The following is a 14,825-nucleotide window of genomic DNA, read 5'->3' on the forward strand; positions in this document are numbered from 1 at the left end:
CCTTAGACAACACCCTGGCGCTCAATAAACCGCGCCAGAAGCACTGTAACCAGAAACCCCAGAACCGCAAAGAGCAGGGCCAGGTCCAGCAAATACGACTCAGGGATAGAAACAGCCAGAAGAACCACCGCCAGGGTTACCTTGCTGGCTCCCAGACCAATGCCCAACAGGCGGTCCCACACGGTGGGCCCCAGGATAACTCGCAGGAGACTTCCGAAGGTCGATATTCCAATCAGAATCAGGGCTGTCATCCGAAACATCAGCTCTCGTCCTCTCTCTTGGGCTCCATCACCGCATTCCCCCCGGAGGATCTTCCCAGAAAGACCCGCTCAAACCGTCCTTTTATCATTTCTCCCGCTTCTTCGGGGTCTGTGGTGGGACAATCGATCCAGACGACTTTGAACCGCTTTGTGTCGTAATCCACAGTAACAGTTCCAGGGGTCAGGGTGATGGCATTCGCCACCAGAACACCTGCCAGAGTATCCCGGAGATCGGTTGGCACGTCTACAATCCCCACGTTAATACGATTTGTCAGCGTTACGTATATGGCGTGAATGCCGGATCGCACAATCTCTCCCAGAAGAACCACAACATAGCGAAAAGCTTTCCCCGGTCCAAGACGATATACCCCCTGATACCGCTCCTTCAAGAGAAAGCGGTTGGTGACACAGAGAGCCATGATTCCCAGGATTGTTCCCTCCAGGAGGGTATACAGCGAGAGCGATTCGTTCCAGACAGTCCAGACCAGGAGCAGCATCGCCAGGGAGCCCAGATAATCGCCCCCCCCTCGCAGGGTATCCTTGATGAAGCGGTTTCTGCGAGGATCAATCATCTACTCATGTTCTCCGCGATTCTCCCCGGGGCTTTGGACTGATCAAGATGTCCGGTTTTTTCTGCGTTGTCCATATGCAAGAACCCTCCCGGTCTGGTTGCTCACCCGCTGCGATGATGGCTGGCACCAGGCACCCGTGGCCGTGGCACGCGTGGTCGAGGCACCCGTTGCCGTGGCACGCAAACCACCGGTAAAGTATGATAAAATCGCCCCGCCCTGTCTACGTGAAGATCCGATTCCCCAGAAGGTTTTTCTCGCCCGCAACACACGCGAGGGGCCGTGACAAAGGGACCTGCCGGCACCACATCATGCAGACTACCCTCTCCTTTCCTGCGAGATCTGGGCCTTTAAGGATTTGGCCGCCATGGCATATCCTCCATCGGCAGCATCGATAAAATGAACTTCCGATCCCGACTTCATGTGCATCAAACAGGTCATCAAGGCGCGGTCAGAGCGATGCATACCATAGAACACTAGCCCCTCTTCCCGACGTTGCCGAAAAAAATCTTCCAGAAGAACCGCTTCTTGGGGAGTCGCCGAGACAACCATCTTGAGCGACCCGTCAAACTTCTGAAAATCAGCGTTAACCATGAAGTTTTCCCTGAGCCTTCTGATTTCCATCCCTTGAACCCGCAGGGGGATCTGCCAACTCATAATCAGTTTCATCATCGGGATCATCATTGCCAGGATCATCCCCTGGAGGTGATACCGCAGCCCCCCCCGTTGGCGCGACATAACCCGTTGTTCGCGGTACATCTCCTTCCGGGATATCTTCAGACTCTCCCTGCTCAAAGGGTGGTACCTCGTTTCATCCCCCAGAATTTTCTGCACCCCCCGGAATACGTCCTGCAAAATGGCAACCTCCCGGGTGGATTCAGCTGCTCGAGCCTTCACAATCAGGGAGATCGTCTCTCCTCTGGAACTGGGAACATCGCTCCACCGGCAGGTGAAACCGGCATAGTCAGCCTGCCCCGTTCGCGGCCAATCATCGGGAACAAGCCAGGGGTTATCAGGAGAGGAGTCTTTCAGCAGCCCCTCGGCCATATCGACACCGTTTCCGGTGATTAGCGCCTGGTGGTAGGAATTGCTGATACATACCTTGGCCACCTTAAGTTCGCACCCCCGGTGATAGACATCCCCCACAGGAACCAAGCCAATCCGCAAATCGAGCGAAAACACATCCTTGACCAGCCCTCGGGTATCAGCCAGAACGTCTTTTACCGGGTTCAGAAGATCCGGCGGGATCAGATAGGTCATTCCATCCCCGCCAAAGAGGAAGGGGAAGTTCATGTCATCCCTGATGTTGCTAATCGCCATGACAGCGATACTCCCGGCCGTATTTACCTCTTTATACAACCCCGACTCGATAGCCTGCGTCGAATTGCGGACATCGGTCATGACCACGTACCAGTCTTCGGGAAGATCAAAGAAACGGGAACTCCTGAAGATCTCAGAGAAATCCTCGATAACGGGCATGTTCTCATAGCTCGTAAAGCTTGTAGTCATAGCTATACTATAACCCCGGCTGGATTCGCATGCCACGAATGAACCCCTTCTGTCCACAAATACAAGCACCAGACCTCTTCCATCCATCCTGAAAGATATGGAAGACCCAATTCTCGCCATAGCCCGGGAGCGTTTCGGCCTGGCTTTTCTTTTTCCCTACCAGCGGTTGGTGATCAGCAATATCCTTGAGGCAGCAGAGAGAACAGACGAGGAATCGCGGGCCCTGGGAAAACAGATTGTTATCCTTCCCACGGGAGCAGGCAAGAGCCTCTGCTTTCAACTCCCGGCGGCGGCCCTCCGGGGGATTACTCTGGTGATATATCCTCTCTTGAGCCTCATGAACGACCAGGCTCGGCGTATGGCCTCGGGAGGGTTCTCGGTTGTTCAGTTGCGAGGAGGGCAGTCAGGAAAGGAACGGAAGGAAGCTCTCACAACCATAGCCCGGGGAGACATCGACTTTGTGATCACCAACCCCGAAACCCTCCAGAACCAGACGATCCAGAGGGAACTTCGACGGGCCCGGGTTATCCACGCCGTGATCGACGAGGCCCATTGTGTGAGCGAATGGGGTGACACCTTCAGGCCCGTTTACCTCACCCTGGGCGAGACCCTGGAACGGTTACAGGTTCCCCTGGTGACCGCCTTTACCGCCACGGCGGGAGAAAAAGTTCTGGCCAGGATCAGGGAGAGCGTGTTTCCCGAGGGAGCGGCCCGCCTCATCCAGGGTAATCCCGACCGGGAAAATATTTCCTACCGTGTGCAGCCCTGCATCTCCCTCTCCCGTGCCGTGAGAAGTATTTTTTCCTCAGCTTCTCCCGGGCCCGTGGAGTCGCTCTGGCGCCCCGGAAAGAATCTGGCGCTTCCGGCGATTATCTTCTGCCGGACGCGCAGGGAAACCCGGCTGTACGCAGCGCTGGTTTCCTCCGTCCTGGAGGGCGATCAGGTGATCTGGTATCATGCAGGTCTGGAAAAAGAGGAAAAAGAAGCCAGGGAAAAAGCTTTTTTCGAGTCCTCCCGGGCGGTACTCTGCGCCACCTGCGCGTACGGCATGGGCGTGGACAAGGGAAATATTCGCTCCGTGGTCCACACCTACCTGCCCGATTCGGTGGAGGCCTTTCTTCAGGAAAGCGGCCGCGCCGGAAGGGACCGCGAGCAGGCTCAGTCGATTCTTCTGGTTGACCCCCAGGCAGAAGAGCAATACCGGAGAGACCAGGCCAGGGAAAAGGCGGGCATCCTGCAAGGCGTTGCCTTTGGCACGACCTGCCGGAGAGACCCTCTTCTGGAAGCGATGGGATCGGTCTCGCAAGGTGCTTGCTCTGGCTGCGATCGGTGTGAGGAGCGCCAGGCCCGTCCTCCCTTAATCGCCCCCTCCTCGACAACCGAGACAGCTGCCGCCCGGGTGGTTCGTTCCGCTGTTTCCTCCCGGCCGGGACAATTCATGGTCCACGAGTGGGTTCGAATCCTCCGCGGAAGGGCTTCCTGGCAGGACCACTGCCGGGGGACACCCTGGATCTCCCACTTTGGATCCCTCCGGCACTGGTCAGATGATGAGGTGACCCAAGCGCTGGAGGGGCTTACTGCCCTGGGGGCGCTGCGCCTTCGGCGAAACCGGCGGCTTGTTCCTTCCGAAGGAGCATTTTCCGCCGGAACGCACTGTTCTTCCGGCCATGATTCCACGGACAGACTCCCTTCGCCGGGCGATCACTCTTCGCCAGGCGATCACTCTTCCCCAGGGAGAAGACAGAAAGGGTCACCCCCCACCATTCCCGAGGCCGAGAAGAGCGCCTCGTTGATCGCTGCGGCAGCGTCGATAAAGGTTCGGGGATAGTCCCGGATAATGGCATCGATCGCTGCCGCCCGGTTTGGCAGGGCCCGGCGAATCCGCTCGGCGATGCGTGTTCCGAAATACCAGTTAGCCGACCTCTCGCCCTGCTGGAGCAGGTACGCCTGGAACTCGTTCACCATGAGATACCGGTCATCGGGATCGTAGGACATCCAGGAGAAGAAGGTCTGCCAGAAGTCCCGTTCACGCCGGGATAACCGATGATCCCAATAATCATAGGCGGCACGGCGGAACTCCGGTTCCTCGTAAAACACACCATGCATCGCCTCATGAACCGTCAGGAGCCTCCGAAGGGGAGAAACGCTCTCCTGGCTGATGCTCAGGACCCCGCCCGTTCCCGGCAGCCACCGCTCACCCGCAGGAGCGTCTCCGGAGGACTGTCGTATCAGCAGACCCTGCTCATGGGCGATATCCCTGAGAACCAGCTCTTCCGAGTTCAGTTCAAAACCGGAAGCCTCGGCAGCGTTAAAAAAGTCGGCCAGACCTTCGGGCCGATAATTATGGGCGTTCCATCCGTGCAGATCTTCCAGCTCCTGATTCGAGAGAAGACGCCCCTGGTATCCCCTCTTTTCCACAAAGAAGGCCAGACGGCGGAACATGCGTGCCTGGGTTTGATAGCTCCGGTGGTCCATCCAGAGTATTCTCGGGTACGCAGACCAGGAAAAGAGCTCGAAGTCATCCCGCCGCCAGAGTTCCCGGGGCCACCGCTGGAGTTCCTCCAGGTCGATCAGGATCGGTTCCCGAGGGTTCTCGGGGAGACTGTGGTGACGAATCTCTTTCAAAACCACCCCATCCAGGAGAGGAATCGTGAGGGACTCAGCCCGGGGAAGCCATCGCTGGGGCCAGAGAACGATCTGTCTCTCTCCGGGCCGAAGCTGGACCTGGACTGTTCGGGATTCGCCATCTGATCCTTCCAGGAGAAGGTTCAGACGGGGACGATCCCGTCGATCCAGAAAGAGCTTCTCCTCGGCCCGGTAGCGAATCTCCAGCGAATGGGTGTGATCCCGCACAAGCCGGGTTGTGACGGGGAGAACCAGAGCTTCGTCGTCTGCGACCAGGGGAAGCAGCATATCGGCCTCGAGGACCTCGCCAAGGGTAATTTTTGGCGCCTTCGACCCGAAAAGCAACTCCTCTACCCGGTATCCCCGGGACCCTCGGGGAGCACGAAACTCCACCTCCCAGGGACCGCTTCGGAGCGAGGCCAAAGGAAAGGAGAGACGATACCGCCGCGGGCTCCCATCATCCCCAAGGGATCTCTTGTCTGTCAGCACTCCTGAAAAGGAATACCGAAGCCCTTCGTCTCCTGCAAAGAGAAGGATCTCCCCCCCCGTGATATCTCCTGAGACCGTCACCGTGAGGCGAGGATCGGGATCCGCCACGAAAAGAGGCTCATCCCCGGCTGCCTCAATGCGGTACCGGAAGGGACGATCGCCCTCCTCCAGGGGACCCACAAGAGCTTCTTCCCCGGTTGGCCGCCGGCCCAGGTCTCGCAACTTTAGAGGCAGTTCTCCCTGATCACCTTGAACGGTCACATCCAGGGATTCCAGGGAATGGTTGCACCCCGTGAGAAGAAGGAAAAGAAGAGCCAGCACGGAAGGAAAAACCAGAATATGCAGAAGAATATTAAGAAACCGGACATCACGGGGAGTCCGGGAAAAAGGAGTCCGGGAGAAAATTGTCATGAGAAAAGCACCTTTCTTTTGCTTCGAAGGATCCGAGATTTCAGATTCAGCCCGCCACCGGTCAGGCGCGGGCATCCGGGGCCTTTCAGGAGAGACGAAGAGCACTCAGGGTGATCAGCCGGGCGATCTCCCTTCTGCGGGTATCGCTTATAGCCACATCGGAACGCAACAGATACGCCAGGCGGGTCTCGAACTCTTCGGGAAGAACCGGCAGCGCCAGGAGCGATTCCTGAAGCGTACGCCCCGGCGGTTCAAACTCCCGGTTTACAGCGAAGAGGAGCGACGAGAGAGCCTCCAGGAAGGCCGCCAGGGAAAGCTGGTAAAAGAGCGCCTCCCCCGCGTAGGCTGCACTGGTGAGATCGGCCAGGACATGGTCCATCCGGGCCTGATAGGCAGCTATCCGGGCGGCCCAGAAGGCATCGGGAAGATACTGCAGGGTCTTTCGGGTGGAACGAAGCCAGTCTCCCCGTTCCAGGATCGCTGTAGCCTGGAGGAGACGGAAAAACCCGTAGGTCGAGGTGACTGAAGCTTCAGCTGCACCGCCATCGGAAGCAGCCAGGACGAGGCGGTCTACCTGGTCCACAGGCTTGTACTCAAGCCTGACGGGAATATCCTCCACCATAATCCGGTCCTTCTCGCCGTCCCGGGTGGATTCAAAACTGACAGCAAAGGTAAAAAGCTGCTCCCGCTCCCCCGGTTCCGGAATTGGCCCCCGGTGGTACACATCGTAGCTGATAAAAAAACTGGGGTCGTAACGGTCAGTTCCAAAACGGAGCACCGAGAGCGCCTCCAGGGAATCCCACCCCTGAAGCACCCCCAGGATTTGTTCGTTGGTAGTACGGAGAATTGCATCCATGATAGATCTACTGTAGCATAGACTGCGGAAAATGCCTATTATTGTGTCAGTATTACGACTTCCGGCCAACATCGAACGATCCTGGATGGACCTCCAGGATGCGCTTTTTCGCCGTTGCGGCCTGGATTCTACACGACTCTTTCCTCCGCTCATTCCCCTTGTCCCCCTGGGAGACCTGATCGCGGGAGACCCGGACGACACAGCCCGCAAGAAGACTCTGACCCACACTCTGGAGGGGTTTCGAAAAAAACACACCCTGGAGATCGTCCCGGACACGCCCTCCCCGGAAAACCCCCGGAAGCTTCCGGAACCAGACGCAACGCTTCCCCCGGGAGTTCCTCTGGAAATTGCAGGATTCGCAGAGCTCCGGTCTGCCCTGTCCCGGGAATTCCCGAAGAGGGCCAGGAAAGACGAGTCGCTTCTGGAACGGTCCTTTCGCTGCCCCGCCAGTAGCCTTCTTTGCTCCTGGGAGCCCCTGGAGGAGACCTCACCCCTGGCACAGAGCCTTATTCTGCACCACCACCAGGAGCAATTACTTCCCCGCACACGAGCCTTCTGGCTCAGTGCGATCGAAATCCTGCCCGGACCTGATCAGCGACACTGGTGGAGAGGGGCTCTCTGGAAGGAGATCTTTTGCCGCCGAACCACGGTGAAACCAGAGCCGCCACCCCCGAGGGGCGGAACGGCCCCTGTCCCTCCATATCCAGATCGGCCATGAGACATCCCTGGAGGCACCGGTCTGGACGGAGCATCTGTATTATGTCCGGGCGATCATAGTGCGGTTTCGGCCCTTTTCCTTGGCCAGATACAACGCTCTGTCGGCTGCTTCATTCAGTGCGGCTGCCGAGGAGAAACGGGGGAAATCAGCTATCCCGCAACTCAGGGTGACCATAAACTCCCTGGATCCATCGCTTTGACGCAGAATGGAAAAATCCTGTCGGATTTCCTCCATAATTGTCTCGGCCCAGGAGGCATCGGTATCAAAGAGAATCACCCCGAACTCCTCTCCTCCATAGCGACCTATGGTGTCGCTACGCCGCAGCCGCTCCCGCAAGAGCCGGGAAAGACTCTTTAACACCCGATCTCCCGCCAGATGGCCATAGCGATCGTTCACCTCTTTGAAATGATCCAGGTCGATCATGACAAATGTGAGAGAGAGCCCGATACGACGCGCCCGCTGGACCTCCTGGTGTAGATGTTCTTTCAAGTTTGTGTGGTTTAGAAGACCTGTGAGAGAATCCCGTTCCATATAGAACCGCATCGCCCTGGTCCGGGAAGCCCTGACACGGATCGATGTGACAAAATGCTCGGGAATAACAGGCTTCACGAAAAATCCATCGCCGCCGCTGCACAGAGCTTCAATTTGTTTTCCCGTGTCCTGCTCAACCGAAAGATAGAGGATGGGAACCCCTACAAAACTCTCGTTCTGACGAATGATCCTGGTGAGCTCTGCCCCGGTGCACTCTGGCATGTACATATCCATGACGATCAGTTCGGGCCGGTACTCCACAAGGACGCGGAAAATATTGCTGGGGTCTGTCACAACCGAAGTAACCATGCCAGCCTCTTGCAGAATCAGGGCCGTGTCAGAAACCTGCTCAGGGTCGTCGTCGATGATGAGAATGTGGTAGGGGTCCTCGCGATCACTCCTCATGGCACTGTCCAGGCGTTCCACGAAGGAGGCCATCTCGAGAGGAACCGGCAAAAACATGCTGGCACCGTACCGCACAGATCGAAGCCGGCTCGAAAAATCATCGTTTTTACCGACCAGGGCAAAGACCAACCTCTGATCGTAGCGCTTCTGAAGCCGGGAGATCACCTGAAGCCGACGAACATCCTCGGAGAAATACTCGAGACTTGCCACCACAGCCATGGTGCGGCAGGTGTCGGGGCAGTCGCCCAGACGCAGTCCACATACTTCGGGAAGCAGATCAATCTCGGGCACCAGGAGGAGGGCAAAGCGGAAAACTGCCATCTGCTCCGCAAAATCCTCGGGTATTCCCGGGACACTCCCCAGAAGAACTACCACCCGGTTTGTCTCCACCTCGACCGGAGAGGCTGCCTCCTGGGGAGTCTGATCGGCCCGATCCTCCCCTGCAGCACAGGGCTCCTCGCTCAGCATCTCCCGGGCCATCGCCAGGAAGGCATCGAAAGCCTCGACGGTCTGTTGCGAGGGGCCTTGATCTTCACGCAGGAGATCCTGCTCTACCCGTTCCTCAACCCTCCGGGCTTCCTGCCCCAGCTGCTCGAAACAAAAGGTGGCGGCGCTCCCGGCAAGACGATGCACTCCCAGCCGGAGCCCCCGCAGGGCTTCCTGGTTTCCCGCCTGGGATTGATCTATCTGGGCCTGAAGGGCCCGGAGATCTCCGGGAAGCCTGGCCAGAAAGGTATCGGCCAACTCCTGCAATCTGTTCTGGACACTCTCGGGGAGCTCCTTCATGTTAATATCCCTCCAGCGCGGTAATTGCCTGTTCTGCCTGAGCCGCAATAATCTCGTCGGCGTCTTCCCGCAATACCCGCAACTGGGGAAGAAGATCCAGCGCCCCGGAGTTGGCCGCTGCGATGCATGCGTTGCGAACCAGCCTGGTTCGCCCTGCCCGCATAAGAGGACTTCCGGCGAAGCGGGCGAGCATATCCTCCTCCCGCAGGGACAAAAGATCTCTCAGCAAGAGGAAGCTCCCCCCGCGATGCTGCAAAAACCCCTCTATCCCGGTGGAAGGGACCCCTTGATTGAAGGGACACCGTTCCTGACAAAGGTCGCACCCGAAAACCCAATCTCCCAGGGAACGGGCGAGATCGGGACCGATAACTCCCTGGTATTCGATGGTGAGGTAGGATATGCAACGGCTGGCGTCGATCCGGTGCGGTTCCATTAAGGCCCGGGTAGGACACGAATCGATGCACCGGGAGCACCGATCGGGGCAAGTCCTGGTGCGAGTAGCAGTAGCAGAAGAGGAACAATCCCGAGAGGGCCGATGCTCCCGGAATTTCAACGTCGAGAGGATTTCCCCCAGAAAAAACCAGCTTCCAAAGCGCCGATGGATAATCAGATTGTTTCTGCCGGAAAACCCCAACCCTGCCAACTCCGCGTAGTACCGTTCTGCCAGAGGCGTTGCATCGGTCCAGCTGCGAAAATGATGGTGGGGATACCGCCCCTGCAGAGCCCGCACAACTCTCCGGAGCCGTTTGCCCAGCTCTTTGTGATAATCTCTTCCCCAGGCGTAACGAGCAACCCGTCCAGCCGGTTTGTCCGGTGCCCGAGGTAGCGGCTGATAGTAGTTGAACCCCACAAAAATCATCGATCGACACCCCGGGAGCAGTCCCTGAGGTCGATATCTCATTTCGGCGTGGCGCTCCATCCATTTCATCGTCCCGTGCCTTCCCTGGGACAGCCATTGTCTGAAGACCTCCTCTTCCTTTTCCGGCGCTGACCGGGCATCCATCACAGCAAGACACTTAAGTCCCTCCTGGCGAGCCAGCTCCCGGAGCTCATCATCAACCATGAAGGTTTTCCGTCTCCTCCCGGGAGGGACAAAGCGCCTTCAGGGGACAGGCGCCACAGGCAGGTTTGCGGGAAAAGCAATAACGCCGCCCGTGGTAATTCAGCCGCATACTTGCGGCGTTCCAGTGTTTGCGCGGCAACAGATCTGCCAGGTCATGCTCCAGCTTTACCGGATCATTCTTCTGGCTGAACCCCAAGCGGCGCACAACCCGTCCGAAATGGGTATCTACAATGATCGCCGGTTCATCGTAGATATGCAACAAGACAACCCCGGCGGACTTCCGCCCCACACCGGGGATCTTCACCAGGGACTCCATTGAGCCCGGAACCATACCTTCATGATAGTCTAAAAGGTGACGGGATGCCCCTATAATGCTCTGACTTTTTCGCCGAAAAAACCCCACCGAGTGAATCAGCTGCTCCACCTCCTCCTGCGATGCCTGGGCCAGCTCCCGGGGGCCGGGGAAGCGGGAAAAAAGACCGGGAAGAACAGCGTTTACCTGCTCGTCCGTGGTCTGCGCCGAGAGGATCACCGCAATGAGAAGCTCGAAGGGAGACCGATAATCAAGCATACTGGGGGTTTGCTGGTACTCCCCTTCCAGAATTTTCAGTATTTTCAGGATTCGTTCCGATGAAACATCCATAGCCCGGGTAAGATACCACCTCCCTTCAGGGAAGGAAAGATAGAAACAGGAGGACGGCATAGCCATGGCGCGAGTATTTGTGATTGAAGATAACGAGGGCCTGCGAGAAGCGATCGTCTCGTATCTGGAGCTTTCCGAACACCAGGTCTATCCTTTTGGCACGATTGACGGGGTGATCGAGGCAGCCAGAACCCTGGAACCGGAGCTCTTTATCCTGGATGTGATGCTCCCCGACGGTGATGGCTTTCACCTTGCCAGGTCGTTACGAAAACATCTCTCCACGCCCATTATTTTCCTCACGGCCCGAACCTCCGAATCTGACCGGATCACAGGATTCGAGTTGGGCGGAGATGACTATGTCACCAAGCCCTTCTCCATGAAAGAGCTTGTCTTGCGCGTTCGGGCGGTCCTGAGCCGCGCTGCCTTGGCGACCGGCCCCGCACGGGAAGAAGCCCTGCTTTCCGGGGGCCCCAGGGCATCCGGCGCAATTACCGCTCGATGGATTCTCCCGGATACACCGGAAGCAGGGATGCTTTGCCTGGAGGAAGAGGCTCACCGGATCACCCTGGGAGAAAAGCCTCTGGACCTCACCGCAGCGGAGTGGCGCGTACTGCACCTGCTTGCCGGAAACGAGGGGATCGTCTTTTCTCGCGAACGGATACTCTCCTCGGCCCTGGATTACATCCACGATGCCTCTACCCGAACCGTGGACACCCATATCAAGAATATTCGCTCAAAACTTGGAAATCCTGCCTGGATCCAGACCGTCCGCAGCTTTGGCTATCGCTTTGCCGGAACGAAGCCGCCCCCGGTTCCCTCCCAACCTCATCAACCTTATCAGAAGGAGCTATAGCGGTGACAAGTCTCTTTCGGAGAACCCTGGGGGCCTTTTCCCTTATGGTGCTGCTTCTGACAACCATCCTGGCAGCAGGTCTTTTTTCGGGATACAACCGATCCATCACCGCCTGGGGCAGGGAACGGGAGAGTTCGGTGGAACCGATTGTTCGGGACATTCTCACGGAACATCGAAAAAAAGCGAGTACCCCGGAGGGCTTCCTGCCGGAGGCACTCTCCCGCCTTCCTCTGGATGTGCCAGTTTTCATCTTTGACACCGACCGAGAGATGATCTACTCCAACCGGGGAGCCGGTCGACGTCGCGAAGCAGAAGGAATGACCCTGGCCGCTGTCAGGGATGACCAGAAACGCCATCTCGGGTACTACACCGTTGGCGCAGCACAGTTCCACCGGGATGCAGCAAACCTGGCCCTCCAGGAGGCGCTTTTTCGGGCCGCCCTGGGGGCGATTCTCGCAGCCGGAGCACTTGCCATGATCGCAGCCGGTCTCCTGGCACGATACCTGGCCCATCCTGCTGCAGAGGTTGCTTCCGGGATTGATCGAATCGCTACGGGGGAGAATCTGTCTCCCATTCCGGAAGTGGGCGCACAGGAAATCAGCACCATCGCCCGTTCGGCCAACATTCTTGTCCGGCGCCTCCAGGAGGAGCAACACCTGCGTGCGCAGTGGGTTCGGGATGTTGTCCACGATCTACGCTCCCCCGTTGCCATGGTGACAGCCCAACTGGAAGCCATTGCCGATGGAATCTACGCTCCGGAGGAACAGAGGATTCACCGAATACTGACAGAACTGGGACGAGTCGAAGGACTTATTCAGAATCTGGACGAGCTGATGCGGCTGGAAGCTTCAGAAATCATCCCGGATATCAAAACCTTCTCTCTGGAAGCCCTCCAGGAGAGCCTGCGGAACCGCTTTGACGACGCAGGAAGAGAAAAGAACATCTCTCTCTTCTGGGAAATTGCACCGAGTCCGGAAGAACCTTCCCCCGAAACATCGACATCCCTGACCGCCCCGTCGATCACGGGAGATCAAAACCTTCTCTACCGGGCTACAGCAAACCTCCTGGATAACGCGATCCGCTACACCCCCCCGGAAGGAACGATCCGGTGCATTCTGGAGCGCATGCCCGGGGAGGCGCGAATCACCGTGACAAACAGCGGCGCTCCGATCCCTCCCGATGAGCTGCCCCATCTTTTCGACCGTCTCTATCGGGGAGAATACGCAAGGAACACCCCGGGGTCGGGACTGGGCCTCACCATAGCCCTCCGGATCGCCCGGATTCACCAGGGATCGATCACGGCAACAAGCTCATCGGACCAGGGGACCAGTCTGGTTATTATCATCCCGCAGTAAATCCTCTGGCAGCAAACCGTCGGGGAACCACATCTTCACAAAACACTCACATATCCTCCCTCCGGAATTCACCAGGAACGATAAGTATGGAAAGATGAAACATAAACGCTGGATACTTGCAGGTGCAGTTTTTTTTGCATCTCTCAACTCCGCCTTTGGTTGTGACTATCTCTACACCATCATGGACCAGGCCGGGACAGAACGCGTCCTGAGAGAGGGCGAGACAGCCCTCCTTCGGGCGAACGAGACGTACACCCTGCGCATGGAATACCGGGAAAACCACCGCAACTGTTCTGTCACTCCGGAACAAACCCTGTACCTCCTGGAAGGAGCTCGCTGGAGGGTAGCCAGGGAAAGCCAGCCACTGGTTCTTGTGGCACCTCCTCAGTGGGAACAGCCCGCTTCCCGCAGCCATCGCGGGGATTTCACCTTTCTGGCTTCTCAGGATGGATACTGGACCCTGGAGGTGATTCGCTCCTGCGACCGGGGGGGGTACCACGGAACGATATATCTGGAGGTGAAACCATGAATAAACCAGGCCGCTCCATGTATCGGGTTCTTCCCCAGACAGCCCTCCTCGTTCTGGTTGTGGCCGGAGCAACTCTCCGAAACAGAGGATTTCATACACCGCTGATCCCTGAGCTTCCCGGCCTGTGCCCCCTGGGGGCAGTACAGGCTCTGGCCTCCCTGGATTGGTCGCGACTGGCAGTTCCGGCAGGAGTTATTCTCACGGCCCTTCTGGCAGGACCCGTCTTCTGCGGACGTCTGTGCCCTTTGGGAACCCTTCAGGAGTGGGCAGGACGGCTGGGAAAGCGCATTTTTGGAAAACCTCTTGCCCCTTCCCCGGCTCAGGATACCACCCTGAGCCGAATCCGCTTCGCAGTCCTTCTTCTGGTCATTCTTGTCAGCGCCCCTATCCCTGGAGTTGCGGGAGGATTTTTCTCTTTCGATCTGGACATGATAAACCCCTCCCCTGCCTTTATTCACCTCTGGACACAGGCAGTACCTCTCTCGGCAGTAATGATTCTTTTCACTCTTCTTGCAGTTTCGATTCGCACAGAGCGGCCCTGGTGTCGCTGGCTGTGTCCCTACGGAGCACTTCTCGGCTTCATCGGGAAAGCAAGCCCCGTGAAAATCAGGAGAGTTAACGAGTCCTGCCTGCACTGCAAAAAATGTGACCACTCCTGCCCTATGGGACTAACTCCCTCTTTGGTGGAGGCTGTTCGAGATGGGCGATGCAATCGCTGTGAGCAATGTATTCCGGCCTGCCCCGTACAGAACACACTATCGATGGCCACGCCCCCCAGAACGGCATTATTTTCGAAGATGCGAAAGCCTCTTTCTGGTCCTTATCAGGGAAGGCCTGGCAAAGAGATATCGGGCTGGTCGCTCACAGCAGTGGCGGTACTTCTTTTTTTTACGCCTCTTCTTGCAACCGGAATCATCGGGACACTCAGGGATTCCGCCGCAACCCCTCTTGCAGGTGCCCCCCTCTCCGCCCGAGATATCTCCCCTACGATGACGCTTCAGGAGCTTTCAGAGCAGGCGGGAAAAGATTCTGCAGAATTACTCGAGTTGTTGCGTCTGCCCCTTGAGCTGGATACCTCGCTCATGCTGATAGACCTGGAGGATGAACCGGGACTGGAGGAGATCACCCTGGGGTACATCCGGGCAATCTTCACAGACACTTCACGAGAGCCCCACAGCACCACTACAGCCCCGGGAGATACTCTAAAGTGAAGAACAAACCAT

General features: G+C 57.6%; 14 protein-coding genes. 6 read left to right on the top strand and 8 right to left on the bottom strand.

Features of this window, described 5'->3' with window-relative positions:
* Window positions 1-2 precede the first annotated feature (2 nt).
* From BW950_RS04850 to BW950_RS04860, 3 genes are all read right to left on the bottom strand, one after another.
* Complete coding sequence (locus tag BW950_RS04850) at window positions 3-260, bottom strand: MrpF/PhaF family protein (RefSeq protein WP_076488171.1); 258 nt, start codon at window positions 258-260, stop codon at window positions 3-5.
* Window positions 260-832 (bottom strand): Na+/H+ antiporter subunit E, encoded by a 573-nt coding sequence (locus BW950_RS04855; RefSeq protein WP_076488172.1) that lies wholly within the window; start codon window positions 830-832, stop codon window positions 260-262. Before BW950_RS04855 ends, BW950_RS04850 begins: the two co-directional genes overlap by 1 nt.
* Window positions 833-1,147: 315 nt before the next feature.
* Window positions 1,148-2,338: a DUF3095 domain-containing protein gene (locus BW950_RS04860; protein WP_076488173.1), complete on the bottom strand. Its 1,191-nt coding sequence runs from the start codon at window positions 2,336-2,338 to the stop codon at window positions 1,148-1,150.
* Window positions 2,339-2,435: 97 nt separating this feature from the next.
* On the opposite strand from BW950_RS04860, the gene BW950_RS04865 reads away from it, so the two are divergent.
* Complete coding sequence (locus BW950_RS04865) at window positions 2,436-4,166, top strand: RecQ family ATP-dependent DNA helicase (RefSeq protein ID WP_076488174.1); 1,731 nt, start codon at window positions 2,436-2,438, stop codon at window positions 4,164-4,166.
* Here BW950_RS04865 and BW950_RS04870 read toward each other — a convergent pair.
* On the bottom strand, window positions 4,058-5,863 hold the full coding sequence (locus BW950_RS04870; protein WP_143559122.1) for a hypothetical protein: 1,806 nt from the start codon (window positions 5,861-5,863) through the stop codon (window positions 4,058-4,060). The genes BW950_RS04865 and BW950_RS04870 overlap by 109 nt on opposite strands.
* Before the next feature lie 85 nt (window positions 5,864-5,948).
* Complete coding sequence (locus BW950_RS04875) at window positions 5,949-6,719, bottom strand: DUF4037 domain-containing protein (protein ID WP_076488176.1); 771 nt, start codon at window positions 6,717-6,719, stop codon at window positions 5,949-5,951.
* Window positions 6,720-6,762: 43 nt separating this feature from the next.
* On the opposite strand from BW950_RS04875, the gene BW950_RS04880 reads away from it, so the two are divergent.
* On the top strand, window positions 6,763-7,437 hold the full coding sequence (locus BW950_RS04880; RefSeq protein ID WP_159438721.1) for a hypothetical protein: 675 nt from the start codon (window positions 6,763-6,765) through the stop codon (window positions 7,435-7,437).
* Between the two features lie 39 nt (window positions 7,438-7,476).
* On the opposite strand, the gene BW950_RS04885 is transcribed toward BW950_RS04880, so the two are convergent.
* The 3 genes from BW950_RS04885 to nth are packed head-to-tail and all read right to left on the bottom strand — an operon-like array spanning window position 7,477 to window position 10,865.
* A complete protein-coding gene (locus tag BW950_RS04885; protein WP_076488178.1) occupies window positions 7,477-9,159 on the bottom strand; it encodes a diguanylate cyclase in 1,683 nt (560 codons plus the stop codon).
* Between the two features lies 1 nt (window position 9,160).
* Window positions 9,161-10,222 (bottom strand): tRNA epoxyqueuosine(34) reductase QueG, encoded by a 1,062-nt coding sequence (gene queG, locus BW950_RS04890; protein ID WP_076488179.1) that lies wholly within the window; start codon window positions 10,220-10,222, stop codon window positions 9,161-9,163.
* Window positions 10,215-10,865: an endonuclease III gene (gene nth, locus BW950_RS04895; RefSeq protein WP_076488180.1), complete on the bottom strand. Its 651-nt coding sequence runs from the start codon at window positions 10,863-10,865 to the stop codon at window positions 10,215-10,217. Before nth ends, queG begins: the two co-directional genes overlap by 8 nt.
* A gap of 64 nt (window positions 10,866-10,929) precedes the next feature.
* Here nth and BW950_RS04900 point away from each other — a divergent pair, with 64 nt between their 5' ends.
* The 4 genes from BW950_RS04900 (at window position 10,930) to BW950_RS04915 (ending at window position 14,813) form a co-directional block, all read left to right on the top strand.
* Entirely contained in the window at window positions 10,930-11,718 is a 789-nt protein-coding gene (locus BW950_RS04900) for a response regulator transcription factor (protein ID WP_076488181.1), read from the top strand.
* Window positions 11,719-11,720: 2 nt separating this feature from the next.
* On the top strand, window positions 11,721-13,073 hold the full coding sequence (locus BW950_RS04905; protein WP_076488182.1) for a HAMP domain-containing sensor histidine kinase: 1,353 nt from the start codon (window positions 11,721-11,723) through the stop codon (window positions 13,071-13,073).
* A gap of 94 nt (window positions 13,074-13,167) precedes the next feature.
* Complete coding sequence (locus BW950_RS04910) at window positions 13,168-13,602, top strand: hypothetical protein (protein ID WP_076488183.1); 435 nt, start codon at window positions 13,168-13,170, stop codon at window positions 13,600-13,602.
* Window positions 13,599-14,813, top strand: coding sequence for a 4Fe-4S binding protein (locus BW950_RS04915; protein ID WP_083943737.1), 1,215 nt, complete (start codon window positions 13,599-13,601; stop codon window positions 14,811-14,813). The genes BW950_RS04910 and BW950_RS04915 overlap by 4 nt, the downstream gene beginning before the upstream one ends.
* Window positions 14,814-14,825 lie beyond the last annotated feature (12 nt).

Source organism: Alkalispirochaeta americana (assembly GCF_900156105.1).
In the GTDB taxonomy this organism is placed as follows: Bacteria; Spirochaetota; Spirochaetia; order DSM-27196; family Alkalispirochaetaceae; genus Alkalispirochaeta; species Alkalispirochaeta americana.

Coding starts and splice junctions, on each gene's coding strand:
- BW950_RS04875 (WP_076488176.1), bottom strand. CDS start 6,719: ATGGATGCAATTCTCCGTACTACCAACGAACAAATCCTGGGGGTGCTT.
- BW950_RS04870 (WP_143559122.1), bottom strand. CDS start 5,863: ATGACAATTTTCTCCCGGACTCCTTTTTCCCGGACTCCCCGTGATGTC.
- BW950_RS04900 (WP_076488181.1), top strand. CDS start 10,930: ATGGCGCGAGTATTTGTGATTGAAGATAACGAGGGCCTGCGAGAAGCG.
- BW950_RS04850 (WP_076488171.1), bottom strand. CDS start 260: ATGTTTCGGATGACAGCCCTGATTCTGATTGGAATATCGACCTTCGGA.
- BW950_RS04855 (WP_076488172.1), bottom strand. CDS start 832: ATGATTGATCCTCGCAGAAACCGCTTCATCAAGGATACCCTGCGAGGG.
- BW950_RS04910 (WP_076488183.1), top strand. CDS start 13,168: ATGAAACATAAACGCTGGATACTTGCAGGTGCAGTTTTTTTTGCATCT.
- BW950_RS04865 (WP_076488174.1), top strand. CDS start 2,436: ATGGAAGACCCAATTCTCGCCATAGCCCGGGAGCGTTTCGGCCTGGCT.
- BW950_RS04915 (WP_083943737.1), top strand. CDS start 13,599: ATGAATAAACCAGGCCGCTCCATGTATCGGGTTCTTCCCCAGACAGCC.
- queG (WP_076488179.1), bottom strand. CDS start 10,222: ATGGTTGATGATGAGCTCCGGGAGCTGGCTCGCCAGGAGGGACTTAAG.
- nth (WP_076488180.1), bottom strand. CDS start 10,865: ATGGATGTTTCATCGGAACGAATCCTGAAAATACTGAAAATTCTGGAA.
- BW950_RS04885 (WP_076488178.1), bottom strand. CDS start 9,159: ATGAAGGAGCTCCCCGAGAGTGTCCAGAACAGATTGCAGGAGTTGGCC.
- BW950_RS04860 (WP_076488173.1), bottom strand. CDS start 2,338: ATGACTACAAGCTTTACGAGCTATGAGAACATGCCCGTTATCGAGGAT.